This window comes from Staphylococcus sp. NAM3COL9 (assembly GCF_001431205.1).
Taxonomy (GTDB): domain Bacteria; phylum Bacillota; class Bacilli; order Staphylococcales; family Staphylococcaceae; genus Staphylococcus.
In genome coordinates, this window is the sequence record NZ_LGPC01000014.1 from 30466 (window position 1) to 50265 (window position 19800).

Consider the following 19800-nt stretch of genomic DNA (forward strand, 5'->3'; position numbering starts at 1 on the left):
GTGTACTAAATGGGAATCAAAGATGTATTAAAAAAATTAAAACCACAAGAACAATCATGTTGTTCAGTAGAAATTGAAGAGCATATGGATGAAAAAGAAGATAATAACGAAAAAAAGGAAAAAGACAGTAAAAATTGTTGCTAGTTTTCTCAAAGTTTAAAATATAAAATATAAAACGTACAAACAAAAGAACCTTCTAAATTTATGGAAGATTCCTTTGTTTGTACGTATCTTCATTTCAAAGTCGACTACTTATATTATAGCTCGACATCATTCTAAATACATTTTTCTTTTCAAAACAAAAAATACCGAAATCCTGTTAAGGACTTCGGTATTAAAAATCTTTTTCATTAACGGAAACGGAGAGATTCGAACTCTCGCGCCGCTTGCGCGACCTACACCCTTAGCAGGGGCGCCTCTTCAGCCAACTTGAGTACGTTTCCAATGGCTCCACAGGTAGGACTCGAACCTACGACCGATCGGTTAACAGCCGATAGCTCTACCACTGAGCTACTGTGGAATAATTGATATCTCAATCAAGCACAAATACTATTATATCAACTACTGAGAAATTTTCAAGTACCTTTAGCAAAAAAATATGCGGAATATTTACACTAAATTAATATAATATTCCACATATGAAATTTTTACATTTAAAATTAAGGAATGCTTTGTTATTTATTTTTCAAATAGAGAATATTTTGCTAATGCTTCATAAATATTTAATTGGGGTTTCGTATAGTCTATAGGAGATTCAGGATCAAAAGTAGCCACCCTAGCTGCTCTATCCATCATATAGTAATAATATATACCATTTAAGTATTGATGATTCATACTGTGTGCTGAAATATTAACAACTATAGTCTGATTATCGACAAATGTGATTTTACATTTTTTATCTTTTAAAGCTCTTATCGTTTGTACATAATGAATATTGATCCAAGTGTTTTCTTCTTTTCGGTCTGAATGTGTAGGAAAAAAATAAGTAGGAAATAATGGAGTGAATAAAATCGGGGGTTTACTATTAATACCTGTAATTCTCATTGTGTCTTCTTTTTTAAATACATAACTACTACCATAAAATCTACATGAACGATCTATAATCTTGTGTGTCCGTTCTTTTACGATATCACGCTCCTCCTTATACTTTAATACACAAGTGCCTTCATTTTGTCCTATAGGTAAATTACATGGTTGAAGAACCATATCACCCTTTTTAATAATGTATTGTTGAATCATAGCTGACGCCTCCTTAAAACTTACGGTGATATACAAATAATATAACACAAAGATTTTAAAATCAACTTATATAATAAAATATATTATAAATTTTCTACAATTGATTTTTAGTTGTTATACTTTTGCATTTTCTTATTTTTTGAAAAGTTGCAAATTACACTTATATTTTCGGAAAAGTCTGACTATTTATTGATTTCAAAAATAAAAGGCTGTATACTATATGTAAATATAGATAGAGGGGCTGTGTTGAAAATGAAAAACAATACAAATGTTAAATACAATTCATTAGAATCTTTTGTGTCAACGATTAATGATTTAGGTATTGAGTTAATCATTGATGAATCGTTAAGAAATGTCCGTAAACAGCAGTTAGAAGACCTCATTGACCACGCACTTAAGAATAAAAACGAGCAGGATTTTAAACGTTATACTGAAGAATACAAAAACCTGGAGGAATTTCTCGTTGGATAATTTTGTAGTTTATTATTTAAAATAAGGTCTATTCCCTACTTACACCAATAAGTTAGAGAATAGACCTTTTTGAGTTTAATAGTTATTAATAACTATCACTTATGACATTAATCTAATTAGTTCATGGCGATTGATATCACCAAAATAATGATAAATATCGTAATTTGAAAATGCTTCTTCAATACTATCAAATTCGTGTAACGTACCTTCTAGTGCATTTTCAAGTTCTATAATGTCACCTTCACCAAAGAAATCTCCAAAAATTCTTGCATGCTCGATACGACCTTGTTTAACATCTAATTTAATTTGAACGAAGCCTTTTTCAAACTTCTCTTCTCTTTCAAAGTTATATTTTGGATTTCTACCATAATTCCAGTCCCAAGTACGATATTTCTCATTACTCAATTTTTCAATATTTTTCCAATCTTCATCTGTGAGTTGGTATGTTTCGACTTGATTTACTTCTCCAAAAATAGTTTTTAAGATAATATCTTTAAAGTCATCAATATCAATAGGTGCTTCAAGAAATTCTGAAATATTTGCGACTCTGCTACGTACAGATTTAATCCCTTTAGATTTAATTTTTGCAGGATTAACTTTTAATGCTTTCTGAACTTCGCTCAATTCACTATTTAACATTAATGTCCCATGACTAAACATACGATCTTTCACTTTTACCATAGCATTGCCTGAAATTTTAGCTTTACCTACTTGAATATCATTTCTACCAGTCATTTCAGCATCAACACCAAGCGATTTTAATGCTTCAACAATTGGTTCAGTAAATTTTTTAAAATTATGGAAACTGTTACCATCATCATCTGTTATAAAACTGAAGTTTAAATTGCCTTCATCATGATAAACAGCACCCCCACCAGATATACGTCTCACAACATCAATATTATGTGCATCAATATATGGTTTGTTAACTTCTTCAATCGTATTTTGGTTTTTACCAATTATAATAGACGGTCTATTCACATAAAATAGAAAATAACTGTCGTCTTTTGGCATATTTTTTAAAACATATTCTTCCATTGCTAAATTTAATGTTGGATCTGTAATACCATTATTATTAATAAACTTCATCTATTGCACTCCTTTTCCCTATAAATATACCCTTACCATATTTATGCTATATTTCCTCTGAAAATGCCAATCATTTACTTTAAATATGATAAAAAGTTTCAAAATCCGTTTATATCACACAATTTAATGGTTATTTGTTTATTTGTCCTCAGTTTTTTTGTATAATACTATCTAGTTAGCATTTCTAGGGAGGACTAAAAATGACTGTTGCAGAAGTTGGAAATATAGTAGAATTTTATAATGGGTTAAAAGGCCGTGTAGAAAAAATTAATGATAATTCAGTAATTGTTGATTTAACAATTATGGAGAATTTCGATGATTTAGACTTGCCTGAAAAAACTGTTATTAATCATAAGCGATATACAATCGTTGAACAAGAAGGATAGTAAAAAATGAATAGAATTTCAAAGGCTTTAATATGGTTTCTTTTAAGCTTTATTGCATTCCACATCATCCTCTTCGCTATGTGGGGAGAAAAACAAGAGTATTGGTATTTATATACTGGCATTATGCTCATAGCTGGTATTAGTTATCTCTTTTATCAAAGAGATATAGGATCTAAAAGATTACTTACTTCTCTAGGTGTTGGAATTGTTACTGGTATCGTGTTAATTATTATTCAGCTGATTATTGCAGCAATTTCTTCGGATATAAAATATCTTGAATTAATTAAAGAATTAACACGTACTGGCGTATATTTTAAATGGCAAATGTTAATAACATTAGTCTTTGTTATTCCTTGTCATGAACTCTATATGAGAACAGTTTTACAAAAAGAATTGATTAAATTAAACATACCAAGTTGGCTAAGCATTTTAATTACTGCGCTTTGCTCGGCTTCATTATTCTACTATCTAGATAATTTATGGATTGTTTTCTTCGTCTTTATCGTACAAATTGCACTCTCAATAAGCTACTTTTATACGCGTAGAATTGCTACCTCTGTAATAGCACAAATCGTTGCAGTTGTAATTCTATTAATATTCCATGCTTAACTTATTGTGGAACTTTATACGTTCTATTAAAAATTAAAAACTGGAAGATGCTCATTAAAATAATGAGCATCTTCCAGTTTTTTGTGTTATGTGAAATAGTTATATTAGTAGGCTAAGTATTTTTAGTAATTCCTACACTATATCATACGAGATGGTTGCCAAAGTCTACAGGATGAGGCTGAGGGTCTGCCTTATACAAGCGAGTACGAACTCATATTTATATTACAATCTTTCAATCTATGTTATTACATTAAAGCTTTGTTTTTGATTGATTTTATACTGCTTGTTCTTCAAATTTCTAGATATTAGTTCTACCATTGTTATTTCTCCAGTTTCATGAATAACTGCATTTTCTAAATACTGCCTATAATTTCTATAACAATAATCTGTCATGCTTACACGATACATATGATTCAGCCTAATATTTTTTAAATTAACACGGTTAAATGGTGCAGCATTCATATCAATTGTGTAATCTACGCCTTGCCAAAACGTGCATAATGTTTCATCAATAATTGTTAAACTGAGTTCACCTTGGCTAAATTCTATATGTGAATAGCCATATTCTAGAATATCTTTTATCTGTTGTCCTTTTATAGTTAAATCAACTGGCACGTCAGGATGTGGATACGCTTTATATAATGCTTCATTAGTTACTATTGCCTTTAAGCCTTCTTCCCCACTGGTAGGTAAATGTACACATGAAATATCATAATCAAACTCTGATCGAATACCGTCGTGTAAAAGTTGTGTGAAAGGATGAGGTTTCGTAATAACATCTCCTAAACCATTTACTTGAGCAGAAATAGGTTTAACATTTAAAACTTCTTTTCCCCAATGTTCAACAGTTTTTCTGTCATAAAATGTTAAGTTTAGTAAATCCTCATCTTCCTTATACTCATTTAAATCAACGATCTGTGACTCTACATCTTCTAACTCATATGAGGTAGTTCTTTGCTTAAAGTTAATTTTTACATGCACTAATTGTTCCGCATTTTGACCTGCTTGCACATACAATGTTTGATCATCTCTACCTATAAAGGTTTGATGTTGATGGCCAGTAATCAGTAAATCAATCACTCCTAGTGATTGCATAATTTTTTCCGCTTCATTCACGTTTTGTTCGCGTTCATTTGCAGATTTATTAAGTTGGTTTATACCACCATGATATATGACTATGAGAAAATCTGGCATTTCAGTTTCATGAATAAAACGAATCCACCTTTTAGAAGACACTAATGTTTTATCAATTTGCAGCTCATTCTCCATTTCGAAATATTCGCGGTTCATCAAACCGTCTGAAGTCAATCCAACAATAGCTATCTTGACGCCTTCTATTTCTTTTATCGTATAAGGTGTAGAAAAATAAGGTTCTCGTGTACGCTTATATTCAATATTTGCCGATAGCCATGGAAACCTGGATAAAGAGACTGCTCTTGAAAAGAAGGATAAACCGAATTTAAATTCATTAGGACTGATACCGCTTGCATCATAATGCATAGCATTCATCAGTTTTATCATAGGATGACGCTTATACGGCGCAACAACCGCATAATAAAATGCAGCCAATGAACCAGCCAAACTACCGCCACTGTCCAACAAAATCACATGTTCATTTTCTTTTCTTTTCGTTTTAACGTAAGTACCTGCTCTATATATATTAGAACTATGATCTCCGTTTAGAAAATGACTATGCATATCTGAAGTTGTGATAACATCTATTGTAATTCTCTCACTTTTTTTCATATGCCTCTCCCCTCATTTACTTTAGTTTAACATGTTTCTAAATACCCATGATAGCAAAAAAGAAATATTACATTCTAAGAACTTTAATAATTTAAAAACTTTGCTTAAATCATCCAATAGCCTTATTTTTAATAGTTTCACAGTATTTTATGGAACATTGCAATTAAAAAGCCCTCTCTTGCACTATTTTCACAAGAAAGGGGGTTAACTTAATATTTAATCACCATATAACTATCAAAATGAATTTTTAGCCAATTTGAATACGTTCTTTCGGATAATGGTATTTGTCTGGCTCTCTTCGGCCACCAATCATAATAATGAAACTAATAAGCCCTACACGACCAATAAACATCAGTATCATCAACACAACCTTACTCATCCCACTTATGTCATCAGTAACGCCTAACGACAGTCCACATGTTCCAAACGCTGACATCACCTCAAAAAATGCTTGTAGAAATGATATTTTGCCATTTTCAACCACAAGTATCGTAATCATACCTGCAAATGTGAGTATTCCTGCCATAGTAAAAACAGCAAATGAACGTTGTACATCTGTCGTATGAATTTCACGATTAAATGCTTTAATCGAAGTTTTTTCATTCTTATTGCTAAAGTTCAATAAGAATAAGATTAAAATTGCAAAAGTAGTCGTTCTAATACCACCACCTACTGAACTCGGAGAAGAACCAATAAACATTAAAAGACTCATAATCACATTTGTACCTTCTCCAAAGTCACTTACATCAATGGTTTGTAATCCAGCACTTCTCGTTGTTGCAGATTGGAACAGTGCATAAAATAACGATTTATGCCACGTCATATTTTGAAAAGCATGGTTATGTTCAAATAACAAAATAATTATTGCGCCAAATACAAACAATACTAAGTAAGTCATTGTTGTAATTTTTGCAAATAATGAAAACCTAAAATTAGGTATTCTATTTTTAATATATGCTTTAACTTCGATTAATACTGGAAATCCTATAGATCCTAAAATGATTAGAAACATAACTATAGTCTGAACAAAATAATCGTTGGCATATGGAATTAACGATTGTCCTGTAATGTCTAAACCACCGTTTGTTGTTGCAGATACAGCTACAAACATGCCCTGCATAATTGCATATTGCAAATCTGGGTTATCTCTATAAAAATAGAATGCTAATAACGAGGCACCAACAAATTCTATAATTAAAATTGTACGGACAATATCTAGAATCAGTTTAACTGTACCACTCATTGTATCTTTATTATTATCAAGCATAATAAGCTGACGTTCGCGCATACCAATATGTTTTCCTAAAAACACCCACAGCATCGTACCTATGGCCATGACGCCAATACCACCAATATTTAGAATAATCATAATTATGATTTGTCCAAAAGTAGTATATGTCTCGACGATATTAACAGGTGATAAACCAGTCACACTCACGCCTGAAACTGCTACAAACAAGGAATCAATCGGGTCAACATTGACCCCAGATTTATGAACAAATGGTAAATTAAGCAATAAAAATGCTACGATAATTGCAACAATATAATACATTACTATCCCTTGTTGAGGGCTTGATTTTTTTAACAATTGATTGAAAATGGACAACGTTTATTCACCCCAACGCTACTTCAATTTAATCTTGATATCCTTAAGCTTACCATCTCTGTATATTTTAGCTGGTAATGTATCCAAATCATCTTTATGATTAAAAATAATTTGTCTATATCTTAGATTATCTTCTAATTCTTTACCATCTAATTCTACTATTACATCATTTTTTTGCAACCCAGATTTTTCACCTGTTGAATTTTCTTTAACCTCACCAATTAATACACCTGATTTCACTTCTTCAGGTAGTTGTAATGATTGACGCGTTTCATCATCGATATCGGCAACATTAGTGATACGAATACCTGTATTAGGATATTTGACTTCACCTTTTGCTTCAAGTTCTTTTGCTACTGATTCAGCCTGATTTACTGGAATCGCAAAAGCAATACCTTCTACATTATCCATATCAATTTTCAAAGATGCAATACCTATTAATTTGCCATCTCTATTAATTACGCCACCACCTGAGTTACCAGGGTTTACTGGTGCATCGATTTGAAATGCATCCATTAATACATCATATTGTTCATCTTTATCAATATCTACAGGTATATGACGATTAAGACCTGATACAATACCTTCTGAAACACTGCCTTTAAAATCAACACCTAGAGGATTCCCTACAACAATAATGGGTTCCCCTAATACTAAAGTGCTTGAATCACCCATTTTGATTGGTTTAACGTCGCTTCTAGACTTAACTTTGGCTTTAACTACTGCAATATCAGAAAATTTATCTGTACCAATGACTTTTCCTATCGAGTAGTCTCCATTACCATATGTAATCTTTTGTTCTGCCTTATCTCCTACTACATGCGCATTTGTCATGATAAAAATAGAGTCGCCTACTTTTTTGTAGACGACACCTGACCCTAGCTCATTTTCATTACCTGCTTCTTGTGTCTCTTTCTCTGCAGAAGAACCTTTGTTGCTTGTATCATTCTCAACCGTTACTATTGATTGTGTAGCACTATTTGCGCTCTTCATCGTAGCTGTATATGACTTTTCTTTATTCTTATTACTTTGGAAAATACTATCCCTCTCATTACCGTTTTGATCAACGTTAGTAAATATTGCATTCATCAATGTTAATAATAATATAACTGCAATAACGATAAGTACTTTAGGCCATTGTTCTTTAAAGAAATATTTAACTTTTTCAACGCCGCTTAATTGTTTATTTCGACTTGCGTGACTTGGTTCTTGTTCTTGTTGTTGAGATGCATGCTTATTACGCTCTGTTGTGTGCGCTTTGTCCTGTTCTTTTGCATCTACATCATCATTTTCAACGTATGCTTCAACTCGAGATTGTTGTGCTTCTTCTGAATAAAAGTTATCTTCTTCATCAATTTTTGACGACTGATTGTTTGATAATACGTTCTTGTCAGTAACCACAGTATCATTTTCTTTATTATCTGGACGATAATCTGTTTCTTGCTCAGACTTACTTTGATTATGATAATTAGTATTTTGCTTCTGTGGGTAGTTTGAAGACTGCTCGGTATTTGATATCTGTTTCTCGCTTGGTGTATCTATATCTTCTTTAGAGCCACTTTGTTTAGCCATCATAGCCTGTTGTTGTTGTATCTCTTCTTGTGTTAGCTTTTCGATACGTGCTTTTCTCAAATTTTCTTTCACACGCTCCTCATTATTTTTGGCTAACTTTTGTGCTTTTTCTTCACGTTGTTCTCTGGCCTCATGCTCTAAATGAACACGTTGTTCCCGTTCTTCATTATGAAAAAACTCACGTCGTTTACGTCCGTACTTTTCTTTAGGAATGACGTGTTTTTTATTTTGAGTCACCTTAATCCCTCCTAATCTCACATAAACCTTCACAATCTATTATGACATAAGATAATAGATAATTCTTCTTTATTTTCTTTTATAAAAACAGATACATTCTGATTATAATCACTTTCTCCCTGAATTTCTAACTTTAAATGATATTCTCAAATATTTAGATACTTGCTACTGAATTACTAAATGATAATATTAAAATTTTAGGATAACACATTATTGTCTTCACATGTTTTACATAAAAAACTGGAAAAGCTCTATGAGCTTTTCCAGTTACGTTAACATTTATTTTTGTTTTTCTTTTTTCTTGTTATTTCTTAATGAAGTTAACCAACCAATAACTACTAATAATATCATGACAGTCCAGAAAATAGATTGCCATAACATACTATGTGGGAAGTGTTCAGGTAAAACAGCGATTTTTTCATGTGCGAGTACCATAACCACTAATTTAATACCTACCCAACCAACAATAGCAAAAGCTGCGCCTTCTAAACCTGGGTATTTGTTCAATAAGTTTACAAACCATGTTGCAGCGAAACGCATAATTACAACCCCCAACATACCGCCTACGAACATAACAGCAAATTGACCTAAATCCATACCACCGAAGTGAATGCCAACTGCAGGTAATGTCACTGCGATTGCAAGAGCCGCAAGCATTGAATCAATAGCAAATGCGATATCTGCGAATTCAACTTTTAAAACAGTGCCCCAAAATGCTTTAGGGCTTGCATGAATCTCTCCACCATCTTCATCAAAGTGGTGATCATCACCAGCTTCTTGTTCTTCCTTATCTTTCTCTTTAAAGAAGGATATCAAATTGGTTATGGACATATATAATAAGTATAGCGCACCAAGTGCTTGTATCCACCAAAAATTTGCGATAATACTGATTAAGAATAATGATATAAAACGGAATACTAATGCACCTAACAAACCATAAAACAAAGCTTTTTTACGTTGCTCAGGTGGTAAATGTTTAACCATAACTGCCATAACTACAGCATTATCTGCAGCCAATAATCCTTCTAAAAATACTAGAACAACGAGCACCCATAAATAAGGTAAAATCATACTTGGATCCATATAGGACAACTCCTTAAATTTTTAAACATAAAAATAGAGACCTAAGCTAAGTTAGTGTATTACCGCTATTTAATTTAGTTCCCTTAGTTTTTATACACCAAAGAACAAATCAATCACGCTATTCACTATTAGCAAAGGTCTCACTCGACAGTTTGTATCTGCCCATTTTACCGGAAGCAATCAAGCTTCGTAATGACGATAAAATGACTATGTTAAAAAGATATATAAAGTATTTTCCTTAAGCATATAAATGCATACTCCATATATCTTTTTAATAACAGTTGAGTTACTCCCCTCTGACTACAAAGTCATAGGTATTCTATTAATATCGTTATTATACACAAAATATAGTTTTATAACAAACCATATAATTTAACTTCTGGAAACTTCTCTTCAAACCATCTTGTTGCAAATTCATTATCAAATAAAAATACATAATTTTCATAAATATCTTTAACTAAAATTGAACGCGATGTACTCATCTTATCTTTAACTTCATCTTCATTTTCTATCCAACGTGCAATTTTCGGACCGACTGCCTCCATGACTACATCGACATTGTATTCATTTTTTAAGCGGTGTTCGAATACTTCAAACTGTAACTGTCCAACTGCACCAATAAGAATTTGGTTTGTGTGTAGTGCTTTATAATATTGAATCGCACCTTCTTGAACCAATTGTTCAATACCTTTATGGAAGTGTTTCTGTTTCATAACGTTTTTAGCTGAAACTTTCATAAATAATTCTGGCGTAAATTGTGGTAATTCTTGGAAATTGAATTTTTGATTACCACCGACTAAAGTGTCACCGATTTGATAGTTACCAGTATCATACAAACCAATAATATCTCCAGCTACCGCATGATTTACTGTTTCTTTATCATCTGCCATGAATGATGTGGATCGTGTGATTTTTTGTTTTTTCTTCGTACGCTGTAACGTAACATCCATGCCACGTTCAAATGCACCACTCACTACACGCATAAAGGCAATACGGTCTCTATGTTTAGGGTCCATATTCGCTTGAATTTTGAAAATAAATCCTGAAAAATCTAAATCATAGGGTTTTACTACCACTTCTTCTTTCGTTTGACGACTATGCGGCATTGGTGCATGGTCTACGTAAGCATTTAAGAAGTTTTGAACTCCAAAATTAGCTAATGCCGAACCAAAAAATACAGGTGTTAATTCACCATTTAACAATGCTTCATTATCAAAGTCTTCTCCCGCTTCTTCCACTAGCATCAATTCTTCAATAGCTTGAGAAAACGCGCTATCATTTTTCATTTTATGATCTTCTTCTAATTCAAAATCATCATTTAAGTGTAGCGTATTTTCTTCATCTCTAAAAGGTTCAATTGTATGTGAGTCACGATCGATAATACCAAAGAAATTTTGCCCCATTCCTATCGGCCAATTCATTGGATATGTTTCAATTTCTAAAGTAGATTCAATTTCATCTAATAATTCAAAAGGCTCTTTACCAACACGGTCAAGTTTATTAATAAAGGTAAAGATTGGAATACCTCTCATTTTACAAACTTTAAAAAGTTTTAGTGTTTGTGGCTCAATTCCTTTTGCACAGTCAATTACCATAACAGCACTATCTACTGCTAAAAGTGTTCTATATGTGTCTTCTGAAAAATCTTCATGTCCTGGTGTATCTAAAATATTTATTTTATAGTGGTCATAATCAAACTGCATCACTGAACTTGTAACTGAAATACCACGCTCTTGCTCAACTTTCATCCAGTCACTTGTTGCAAATTTCCCACTCTTTTTACCTTTAACAGTTCCTGCTTCTCTAATCGCACCACCAAATAATAATAACTTTTCAGTTAATGTGGTTTTACCAGCATCAGGATGAGAAATAATTGCAAAGGTTTTTCTTGATTCTACTTCTTCCTTTATACTCATTTTTAATCTCCTTTAATCCTCAAGTATCGATTTGACAATGTCTGCGGCAATCTCAGTTGCAGTAGACTCGTCAAGTAACGTAAACAAGTGTATCACAAGTTCATCATTGATATCATCTTCATTTAATGTTGTATCTATTTCTAATGACCAATTTAATTCTGGCAACGCAATTAAGTAAATTTCCGCTTTCGTATTTTCATATATATATATATTTGAATGCATATCATTACAATCTATACTGCTAATCTTCAACAGGCCCACCACCAAATTTTTTATATGCAGCTTCTAAACCAATTAAATCATCTCTATGAGGTACTTTTACATAGCCAGGCATAATCTGATACGGTTCCCTGCCTTTCGAAGCTAACACTACTGTATCTCCAGGTTCAGCGATATCAATCGCATGGCGTATGCCTTCTGCCCGATCATTAAATTCAATGTAATTATGATGTGTCGCACCTTGCGCCAGTGCACGTGTTAATACTTTAGGCTCATCGTTTGCAGGATTATCTGGTGTAAAAATCACATAATCCGCACGGCACGCAATGCGTCCCATTTCAGGCGCTTTGCCCATATCTCGTTCTCCTGCCAAACCACATAAGAAAATTAATTTTTGTGATGTAAAGGGTTGAACTGCATCGATTAATTTATCCATACCATCTGCCGTATGTGCATAATCAATAATCAAATCAATTGGTAACATTGAGTCTAATACTTCGAGTCTGCCTTCGACTGGTTCTAAATTTTCAACTGCTTTTACAATTTCACTTAGCTTGACGCCCTTACTCCAAATAGCAATCATTGCTGCCATAATATTAGAAACATTAAAAAGTCCGACATATGGTGATTTCACATAAAAATCACCCTCTGGTGTTACGAAATTAAAAGTCACACCTTGTAATGATTCATTTACATCTTCAGCCATAAATTGTGCGTTGTTATTAATACCGTAAGTAAACGCTTCGAATGGTGATACTGATGCAAGATATTCGGAAAATTCATCATCTTGATTTAACACCACAAATTTTTCTTGAGACAAATCTTGGCCAAGTTGACTAAATAACAGTGATTTTGCATGGCCATATGCTTCCATCGTACCGTGAAAGTCTAAATGATCTTGTGTTAAATTTGAAAAAATTGCCACATCGAAGTTAACGCCGCTTAAGCGTCCTAATGACAAACCATGGCTTGAAACTTCTAAAGTCATAGCCTCCGCTTTCTTTTCAACAGCTTCATTGATTTTTTTAGTTAAAGCTACAGTTTCTGGTGTGGTATTAGAGCCTTTTGATTTATCTTCATTAATCTGAAAACCATTTGTTCCTAAGTAAGCACTACCTTTACCTAATTTTCTATAGATATGGTGTATCATTGTAGCGATTGATGTCTTACCATTTGTTCCTGTGACACCGTAAGTTACAAGTTGTTTACTTGGATAATTAAATAACTGGTTTGCTAATAGACTTGCTGCGCGTAAAGTATCAGGTACTATAATTTGTGTCACGTTACCGTCTAATTCTTGCGCTTGACTTACAACGACGATTTGGCAACCTTGGTTTACTACGTCTTGACAGAATTTGTGACTATCAACGGTATAACCTTTTGATGCTACAAAAACGCTGTCTTGTTGTGCAGTACGAGAATCAGTTGTGATATCTGTTACATCTCTCTCTAACGTACCGACAACTTGTTTTACTCTTATTTTTTCAAATAACAAATTTGCATCCAACATTTATCGCTCCTTTATTTCCAATACTTCTATTATACACGTTTTTCTTTGATTTTATAGAATCTAATATCTAGACTATAATAATTTCTTCCTATTATATGTGTGTTTTTGTAATAAGAAAAATACATGATTTTTTTGCATTTAAATTAGCTTTAAATAGCATTGTTAATTTTATGTAACCAATTTGTTAATACTTTTTATATTTTCACTTAATTTTTACTTTTCAAGCATACATTTATATTAAGCGTGGTAATGTATTCATATACAATGACTTAATTTACTGCATACACATTTCTGAATTCAGTATGAATCATTTCCTATCAGTATGTAAAATGATATAATCTTCAGTAATTATGTTTTTTCTTTCGCATGTTAAAGAAATGCGTTAAACTTAGCATGAGCTAAATTTATACTATTGGAGGGTGGCTTAAATGGTTACTCAAAATAAAAAAATACTAATCCTTACTGGATCCTTTGGTAATGGTCATTTACAAGTTACTCAAAGTGTAGTGAACCAGTTTAACGAAATGAATCTAGACAATTTAACAGTAATTGAACATGATTTGTTTTTAGAAGCTCACCCAATACTGACTTCTATATGTAAAAAGTGGTACATTAATAGTTTTAAATATTTCAGAAATATGTACAAAGCATTTTACTATAGTCGTCCTGACCAATTAGACAAATGTTTCTATAAATACTATGGACTTAATAAATTAATAAATTTACTGTTAAAGGAAAAGCCTGATTTAATCTTACTTACTTTCCCAACACCAGTAATGTCTGTTTTGACAGAACAATTTGACATGAACATTCCAATTGCAACTGTAATGACAGATTATAGAATGCAAAAGAACTGGATAACGCCCCATTCTCAAAGATATTATCTAGCTACAGAAGATTTAAAAGAGGAGTTTGCTAGCATAGGTATTCCTCAATCACATTTAAAAGTTACTGGAATCCCTATTGCAGATAAATTCGAAGAAGATATCGATAAAACATCGTGGCTACGTCAAAATCATTTAGACCCTGACAAACCAACGATACTCATGTCTGCAGGTGCCTTCGGTGTATCAAAAGGCTTTGATCAAATGATACAAGAGATATTAAATCGAACTCCACACTCTCAAGTCGTAATGATTTGTGGTAAAAATAAAGATTTGAAACGTACGTTATCTGCGCAATTTAAAAATTATGACAATGTACTCATCGTAGGCTATACTAAGCATATGAATGAATGGATGGCTTCAAGCCAATTAATGCTTACTAAACCAGGTGGCATCACAATATCCGAAGCCTTAACACGTCAAATACCAATGATTTTCTTGAATCCTGCTCCAGGTCAAGAGTTAGAGAATGCAAATTATTTTGAAGAAAAAGGATTTGGTTTCATTGCTGACACACCTGAAGAAGCAATTCAGCAAGTTGCAACATTAACAAATACACCATCAAAAATAGCAGAAATGACTCAGTCTATGAATGAATCTCGAATTCCATATTCAACTTATAAGTTGTGTAATGACTTGTTAAATTTACTTAATCATTCATCTCGCTATGAAGAAGTTTACGGAAAGGTTCCTTTATATGCAAAGCTCTTCGTTAAATAAAGATAATTATCATTCAAATAAAAACTTTATAATCTTATTAGTAATTTTGTTCTTAATGGAATTTGCCCGAGGCATGTATATATTAAGTTACTTAGCATTGCTTCCAACAGCAACCTCAATTGCGGTAGGTGTCACATCTATCGCTATTTCTGCTCATTTTATAGCTGATGCAACAACCAACTTCGTAATTGGTTTTTTACTTAAACGATTAGGCACGAAACTCGTACTCACATTAGGTTTTCTACTTGCATTCGGAAGTTTGTTCTTAGTCATTTGGTTCCCGACTTCTCCGATTGTTTTAATTATCAGTGCAGTACTACTTGGTATAGCTGTTAGTCCTATTTGGGTCATAATGCTTGCAAGCGTTGATGAGAAAACTCGTGGCAAACAAATGGGTTACGTTTATTTTTCATGGCTCCTCGGTTTACTTGTCGGCATGGTTGGTATGAACCTTATCTTCAAGTTCCATCCAACAAAATTTGCGTTTATGATGTCATTGGTCGTACTTATTGCTTGGATTTTGTATTACTTCGTGAAGATAAGACTTACAAATTATAATACTCGACCGGTTAAGCAACAATTAGGCCAAATCGTAGATGTCACAAAACGTCATTTAATTTTATTCCCAGGCATTTTGTTACAAGGCGCTTCAATTACGGCATTAGTGCCTATTCTACCTACTTATGCAACGAAAGTTGTCGGCGTATCTACTGTAGAATATACTATGGCGCTTGTCTTTGGAGGTATTGGTTGTGCGGTTTCAATGCTCTTCTTATCAAAAATCATTGATAAATATGGCACGTTATTTATGTACAGTGTCATTTTTGGTGGGTTTATACTATATACGATAATGATATTTGCTTTATCACTGATTACAGATATTGCACTTGTATGGGTATTGGCAGTCTTTATTGGTCTGATGTATGGTATTTTACTACCTGCATGGAACACATTTATGGCAAGCCATATACACTTAGATGAACAAGAAGAAACTTGGGGCGTATTTAACAGTGTGCAAGGCTTTGGTTCAATGATCGGTCCACTTGTTGGTGGTTTAATCACCCAATTCACAGCTTCTGTAAATAATACATTTTATTTCTCAGCACTATTATTCTTATTCTTAGCTATATTCTATGGTTTATATTTTATTAGAAAAAGAAAATATCATCTAAGCTCATAATATCTTCACTAAGATCATAATCACAAAATAAGGAGTCACTAACAACATGTTAGTGACTCCTTTTTAATCGTAAGCAATTATAGATGCTACTAATGGGGTATTATTTTAAGCTAAGTTAAAGTTATCTAATACTTTCCATTTTTCATCTTTCTCATCATAATAAACTAAAGAAAGTTGTTCAATTGTTTCTTTATAATCAATACCCGCTAATTTCAATTGTCCATAAATATCCTCAAACTCTTGGCTTGTTAGCCCTTGCGCAATTGTGAAATGTGGTACAAATGAGTGATCTGGCACGCCATGGAAATCACCATTGTTAAATTTGTAGAATAATTTTTCTAAAGTTTCAGTTTTTTCAACTTTAAAATAAATGACATTGGTAATCGGCGCGAAGTTCGATGCTTTTGTTGCATGAACATCAACTGCTGGTATACCCTCAAGTCTAGATTTTACTGTCTCTTTGACAGATTCTAAATCGCTATCGTTTATTTTAAATTGCCCCTTAATCGTGATATGCGGCATAATTGACGCATAGTGAGCATCATAACGCTTACGATATGCATTCACTTCATCTTGAAACGCTTTTGACGGAATTAATGCTAATCCTAAAATCATTTAAATTCCTCCTTTGTTTAACATAATTACATTATATCAAATTTCTGAAAAATTCGTTACTTTAAACTAACTTTTATTCAATTTATTAAAATGAAATATTATCTGACAAAAAATACTTTAGCAAATCATCGAGTAAATACTTCCATGATTTCCATCTATGGCCGCCTTCAAACTCTATGTAATGATGTGTGAAGTTATTTGCTTCAATAATAGATTTCAGTTCACGGTTAGGCGTTAGAAAATCTGCACGCTTGCCGTTTGTTGGTAACTCAAAGTCGTCTTCTTCTAAACCAACAGCATGCCATATGGTTAACTGCTCTTGAAATTGACATCGTTCAATTAAAGTTTGAATCACTTCATCATGTTGTGGGCTTAATAAGCCTACTTGACTAAAAATTCTTGGATAAGATAAAGCTGTCATTAAGGCTACACTTGCAGCTAAGCTATCTCCAAGTAATATGCGCGCATTACCTACTTTATATGTAGGAAACGTTCGGTCAATAAAAGGTAAAATTTCATTCGCTACTGCTTTAACTGTTAAATGCGTACGCGCACCTTGTGGGTGAAATTCTGCGCGTCGTTTGTCAACATCTTCGTAATGAAAGCCAACAAAGATTGCTTTTTCAATTTCGTTTTCTTCTCGTAGACTTTCATAATTTCTATGAATTCTTCCAAAACTAAAAAAATCTAAACCATCAAAACAAAATATAACTTTATACTTAAATAATTCTGAAAAATCTTTTGGTAAATAAATAGATAGTGTGACATCTCTTTCTAATAGTTCGCTAGGAAAACTAATTTTATTAATTCTTCCTGGTTGAAAATCATACATAAATAATGCGCCCCCTAGTAGTCTTAATGACATTGTACCAAGAGACGCATTATTTTAAAATATTTCAACTTAAATTTTTATAAATTGAATACAGTGTTATTCTTTAAACTTTTCTTCTTTTAGTCGTTTAGGATAATCTTTAAGCCAAAAGACAGCATTAGGCAATTTCTTAGGATCTGGTTTATAAATTGCTCTTCTACCTGATCCAAGCGCTTTCTTCTGTTTTTCATAATCTTTCAGCGCGTTAATTGCCGGCTTGTGCAATATCCAAATAGCAATGATATTTAGCCAAGCCATCATACCCACACCTAAATCACCCATCATCCACGCTACATCAGCAGTTTTCACTGCACCATAAACTGTAGCTGCAATGAGTACAATTCTAGTGATATTAATATAAACAAAAGTCATTTTTTTTGAACTTTTTCTAGTTAAATACGTAATATTGGTTTCAGCAATATAATAATATGCCAAAATCGTTGTAAAGGCAAAGAAAAATAATGCAATTGCTATGAAGTATGATCCAAACCCTGAAAATGCAGGATCAAATTGATAGCCGCTACCTTGTAATGATTTATCAATACCTGCTTGCGCATACATCGCTGTACCTGAATAATCTTTATCTCCGTTTGACATCTCTACAAATATACCATTGTCTTTAATCATACTTGCTTTACCATCTGACATGGATCCGCCATCAGTGACGTTATATGTACCTGAAAGTAAAATGATTAAACCTGTTGCCGTACACACAAAGAGTGTATCAATATATACTGAGAATGATTGTACTAGCCCTTGTTTAGCTGGATGAGATACTTCTGCTGCAGACGCTGCATGTGGTCCCGTCCCTTGACCTGCTTCATTTGAATATAAACCTCTTTTAACACCAATTTCAATCATAGCCCCAACGATACCACCAAATGCTGCTTCAAATCCAAATGCAGATTTAAATATTAAAGCAAAGAGCGCTGGAACTTGTTCAACATTAATAAATATAATAACGACTGCCATTAAAACATATAAAATTGCCATAAACGGAACAACTGCTGTTGCCGCGTTTGCAATCCATTTAATACCACCAAATATAATTAAGGCAATTAATATCGCCAAAATGATTGCTACTATCCATGGATCAAAACTAAACGCATTTTTCATTGAACTCGAAATTGCATTAGATTGAACACCCGGTAATAATAAACCGACTGAAATTACTGTTACTACAGCAAAGATTAAACCATAAATTTTACCAAGCTTACCTTTGATACCATATTCGATATAGAATGCTGGACCACCTCGGTATTGCCCCTTTTCTTCCCTTTTATAAATCTGACCGAGTGTAGATTCAATAAATGCACTCCCAGCTCCTAAAAATGCTGACGCCCACATCCAAAATATTGCGCCAGGACCACCAATGAATATGGCAGTCGACACGCCTACGATATTACCAGTACCCACACGACCTGCTAATGATAGTGCAATCGCTTGGAAACTAGATATACCTGTAGGTGATTTCTCCCCTTGAAACATTAGACGTATCATTTCTTTAAAATGTCTAACCTGAAAAAAGCGCATCATAAATGAAAACAATACCCCTGTAAGTAACAAACCATAGACTAAAGGCTTACTCCATACAATATCATACAACCACGTAAGTGAACTCTCTAACATAACGTATCCCCCTTGTTGTACCATTGTGTATAATGATATTTTTTATCATTATACACATATAAAAGGTTCCGCGCAACGCATTTCATAAGTTATCTTTTTAACATTTTATATATTTCTAATTGCTATTAATAATAAATTTTTTTAATAATTTAATTTTTATGATGAAATAATTTTACACTATTTAATACATAATGTGATTTCCTTTAATATTCTATAAA

At 32.8% G+C, this 19800-nt stretch carries 18 protein-coding genes and 2 tRNA genes; 6 read left to right on the forward strand and 14 right to left on the reverse strand.

Annotated features, from left to right (window positions below; genetic code table 11):
- Nucleotides 1-9: 9 nt before the first annotated feature.
- Nucleotides 10-144: a hypothetical protein gene (locus ACA31_RS07235; protein ID WP_057512668.1), complete on the forward strand. Its 135-nt coding sequence runs from the start codon at nt 10-12 to the stop codon at nt 142-144.
- A 210-nt stretch (nt 145-354) separates the two neighbouring features.
- On the opposite strand, the gene ACA31_RS07240 is transcribed toward ACA31_RS07235, so the two are convergent.
- From ACA31_RS07240 to ACA31_RS07250, 3 genes are all read right to left on the reverse strand, one after another.
- A tRNA-Ser gene (locus ACA31_RS07240) sits at nt 355-443 on the reverse strand.
- A gap of 2 nt (nt 444-445) precedes the next feature.
- Nucleotides 446-520 (reverse strand) — tRNA-Asn (locus tag ACA31_RS07245).
- Nucleotides 521-678: 158 nt separating this feature from the next.
- On the reverse strand, nt 679-1239 hold the full coding sequence (locus ACA31_RS07250; RefSeq protein ID WP_057512669.1) for a competence protein ComK: 561 nt from the start codon (nt 1237-1239) through the stop codon (nt 679-681).
- Between the two features lie 252 nt (nt 1240-1491).
- On the opposite strand from ACA31_RS07250, the gene ACA31_RS07255 reads away from it, so the two are divergent.
- Entirely contained in the window at nt 1492-1710 is a 219-nt protein-coding gene (locus tag ACA31_RS07255; RefSeq protein WP_057512670.1) for an IDEAL domain-containing protein, read from the forward strand.
- A gap of 99 nt (nt 1711-1809) precedes the next feature.
- Here the strand turns inward: ACA31_RS07255 and ACA31_RS07260 are convergent, their stop codons facing one another.
- The gene (locus ACA31_RS07260) at nt 1810-2799 is read right to left on the reverse strand and encodes a lipoate--protein ligase (RefSeq protein WP_057512671.1); all 990 of its coding nucleotides are present in this window, start codon (nt 2797-2799) and stop codon (nt 1810-1812) included.
- Between the two features lie 200 nt (nt 2800-2999).
- Between ACA31_RS07260 and ACA31_RS07265 the strand changes: the two genes are divergently transcribed.
- Both ACA31_RS07265 and ACA31_RS07270 read left to right on the forward strand, forming a co-directional pair.
- The gene (locus ACA31_RS07265; RefSeq protein ID WP_057512672.1) at nt 3000-3185 is read left to right on the forward strand and encodes a YkvS family protein; all 186 of its coding nucleotides are present in this window, start codon (nt 3000-3002) and stop codon (nt 3183-3185) included.
- Nucleotides 3186-3191: 6 nt separating this feature from the next.
- A complete protein-coding gene (locus tag ACA31_RS07270) occupies nt 3192-3794 on the forward strand; it encodes a CPBP family glutamic-type intramembrane protease (RefSeq protein ID WP_057512673.1) in 603 nt (200 codons plus the stop codon).
- A gap of 237 nt (nt 3795-4031) precedes the next feature.
- Here the strand turns inward: ACA31_RS07270 and ACA31_RS07275 are convergent, their stop codons facing one another.
- The 7 genes from ACA31_RS07275 to ACA31_RS07305 form a co-directional block, all read right to left on the reverse strand.
- Nucleotides 4032-5540, reverse strand: a complete 1509-nt coding sequence (locus tag ACA31_RS07275; RefSeq protein WP_057512674.1) for a bifunctional metallophosphatase/5'-nucleotidase — start codon at nt 5538-5540, stop codon at nt 4032-4034.
- Between the two features lie 247 nt (nt 5541-5787).
- Nucleotides 5788-7146 (reverse strand): TrkH family potassium uptake protein, encoded by a 1359-nt coding sequence (locus tag ACA31_RS07280; protein WP_057512675.1) that lies wholly within the window; start codon nt 7144-7146, stop codon nt 5788-5790.
- An 18-nt stretch (nt 7147-7164) separates the two neighbouring features.
- The gene (locus ACA31_RS07285) at nt 7165-8955 is read right to left on the reverse strand and encodes a S1C family serine protease (protein ID WP_057512676.1); all 1791 of its coding nucleotides are present in this window, start codon (nt 8953-8955) and stop codon (nt 7165-7167) included.
- Nucleotides 8956-9234: 279 nt separating this feature from the next.
- Nucleotides 9235-10038 carry a TerC family protein gene (locus ACA31_RS07290; RefSeq protein WP_057512677.1) on the reverse strand — a complete coding sequence of 268 codons (804 nt, stop codon included), beginning with the start codon at nt 10036-10038 and terminating at the stop codon, nt 9235-9237.
- A 353-nt stretch (nt 10039-10391) separates the two neighbouring features.
- Complete coding sequence (locus tag ACA31_RS07295) at nt 10392-11954, reverse strand: peptide chain release factor 3 (RefSeq protein ID WP_057512678.1); 1563 nt, start codon at nt 11952-11954, stop codon at nt 10392-10394.
- A gap of 12 nt (nt 11955-11966) precedes the next feature.
- The gene (locus ACA31_RS07300; RefSeq protein WP_057513005.1) at nt 11967-12176 is read right to left on the reverse strand and encodes a YueH family protein; all 210 of its coding nucleotides are present in this window, start codon (nt 12174-12176) and stop codon (nt 11967-11969) included.
- 19 nt (nt 12177-12195) lie between these two features.
- A complete protein-coding gene (locus ACA31_RS07305; RefSeq protein WP_057513006.1) occupies nt 12196-13680 on the reverse strand; it encodes a UDP-N-acetylmuramoyl-L-alanyl-D-glutamate--L-lysine ligase in 1485 nt (494 codons plus the stop codon).
- A gap of 431 nt (nt 13681-14111) precedes the next feature.
- On the opposite strand from ACA31_RS07305, the gene ACA31_RS07310 reads away from it, so the two are divergent.
- Both ACA31_RS07310 and ltaA read left to right on the forward strand, forming a co-directional pair.
- Complete coding sequence (locus ACA31_RS07310) at nt 14112-15287, forward strand: diglucosyl diacylglycerol synthase (RefSeq protein ID WP_057512679.1); 1176 nt, start codon at nt 14112-14114, stop codon at nt 15285-15287.
- A complete protein-coding gene (ltaA, locus tag ACA31_RS07315) occupies nt 15265-16467 on the forward strand; it encodes a lipoteichoic acid biosynthesis MFS flippase LtaA (RefSeq protein ID WP_057512680.1) in 1203 nt (400 codons plus the stop codon). Before ACA31_RS07310 ends, ltaA begins: the two co-directional genes overlap by 23 nt.
- Nucleotides 16468-16572: 105 nt before the next feature.
- On the opposite strand, the gene ACA31_RS07320 is transcribed toward ltaA, so the two are convergent.
- From ACA31_RS07320 to ACA31_RS07330, 3 genes are all read right to left on the reverse strand, one after another.
- Nucleotides 16573-17082, reverse strand: coding sequence for a YjcG family protein (locus tag ACA31_RS07320; RefSeq protein ID WP_057512681.1), 510 nt, complete (start codon nt 17080-17082; stop codon nt 16573-16575).
- A gap of 85 nt (nt 17083-17167) precedes the next feature.
- Nucleotides 17168-17914, reverse strand: a complete 747-nt coding sequence (locus ACA31_RS07325; protein ID WP_057512682.1) for an esterase family protein — start codon at nt 17912-17914, stop codon at nt 17168-17170.
- A gap of 96 nt (nt 17915-18010) precedes the next feature.
- Nucleotides 18011-19582 carry an alanine/glycine:cation symporter family protein gene (locus ACA31_RS07330; RefSeq protein ID WP_057512683.1) on the reverse strand — a complete coding sequence of 524 codons (1572 nt, stop codon included), beginning with the start codon at nt 19580-19582 and terminating at the stop codon, nt 18011-18013.
- Nucleotides 19583-19800: the final 218 nt, after the last annotated feature.

What these genes read in the sequence shown, in the direction of transcription:
- ACA31_RS07235 (WP_057512668.1), top strand. Translation starts at nt 10, where the DNA reads ATGGGAATCAAAGATGTATTAAAAAAATTAAAACCACAAGAACAATCA.
- ACA31_RS07250 (WP_057512669.1), bottom strand. Translation starts at nt 1,239, where the DNA reads ATGATTCAACAATACATTATTAAAAAGGGTGATATGGTTCTTCAACCA.
- ACA31_RS07255 (WP_057512670.1), top strand. Translation starts at nt 1,492, where the DNA reads ATGAAAAACAATACAAATGTTAAATACAATTCATTAGAATCTTTTGTG.
- ACA31_RS07260 (WP_057512671.1), bottom strand. Translation starts at nt 2,799, where the DNA reads ATGAAGTTTATTAATAATAATGGTATTACAGATCCAACATTAAATTTA.
- ACA31_RS07265 (WP_057512672.1), top strand. Translation starts at nt 3,000, where the DNA reads ATGACTGTTGCAGAAGTTGGAAATATAGTAGAATTTTATAATGGGTTA.
- ACA31_RS07270 (WP_057512673.1), top strand. Translation starts at nt 3,192, where the DNA reads ATGAATAGAATTTCAAAGGCTTTAATATGGTTTCTTTTAAGCTTTATT.
- ACA31_RS07275 (WP_057512674.1), bottom strand. Translation starts at nt 5,540, where the DNA reads ATGAAAAAAAGTGAGAGAATTACAATAGATGTTATCACAACTTCAGAT.
- ACA31_RS07290 (WP_057512677.1), bottom strand. Translation starts at nt 10,038, where the DNA reads ATGGATCCAAGTATGATTTTACCTTATTTATGGGTGCTCGTTGTTCTA.
- ACA31_RS07295 (WP_057512678.1), bottom strand. Translation starts at nt 11,954, where the DNA reads ATGAGTATAAAGGAAGAAGTAGAATCAAGAAAAACCTTTGCAATTATT.
- ACA31_RS07300 (WP_057513005.1), bottom strand. Translation starts at nt 12,176, where the DNA reads ATGCATTCAAATATATATATATATGAAAATACGAAAGCGGAAATTTAC.
- ACA31_RS07310 (WP_057512679.1), top strand. Translation starts at nt 14,112, where the DNA reads ATGGTTACTCAAAATAAAAAAATACTAATCCTTACTGGATCCTTTGGT.
- ltaA (WP_057512680.1), top strand. Translation starts at nt 15,265, where the DNA reads ATGCAAAGCTCTTCGTTAAATAAAGATAATTATCATTCAAATAAAAAC.
- ACA31_RS07320 (WP_057512681.1), bottom strand. Translation starts at nt 17,082, where the DNA reads ATGATTTTAGGATTAGCATTAATTCCGTCAAAAGCGTTTCAAGATGAA.
- ACA31_RS07325 (WP_057512682.1), bottom strand. Translation starts at nt 17,914, where the DNA reads ATGTATGATTTTCAACCAGGAAGAATTAATAAAATTAGTTTTCCTAGC.
- ACA31_RS07330 (WP_057512683.1), bottom strand. Translation starts at nt 19,582, where the DNA reads ATGTTAGAGAGTTCACTTACGTGGTTGTATGATATTGTATGGAGTAAG.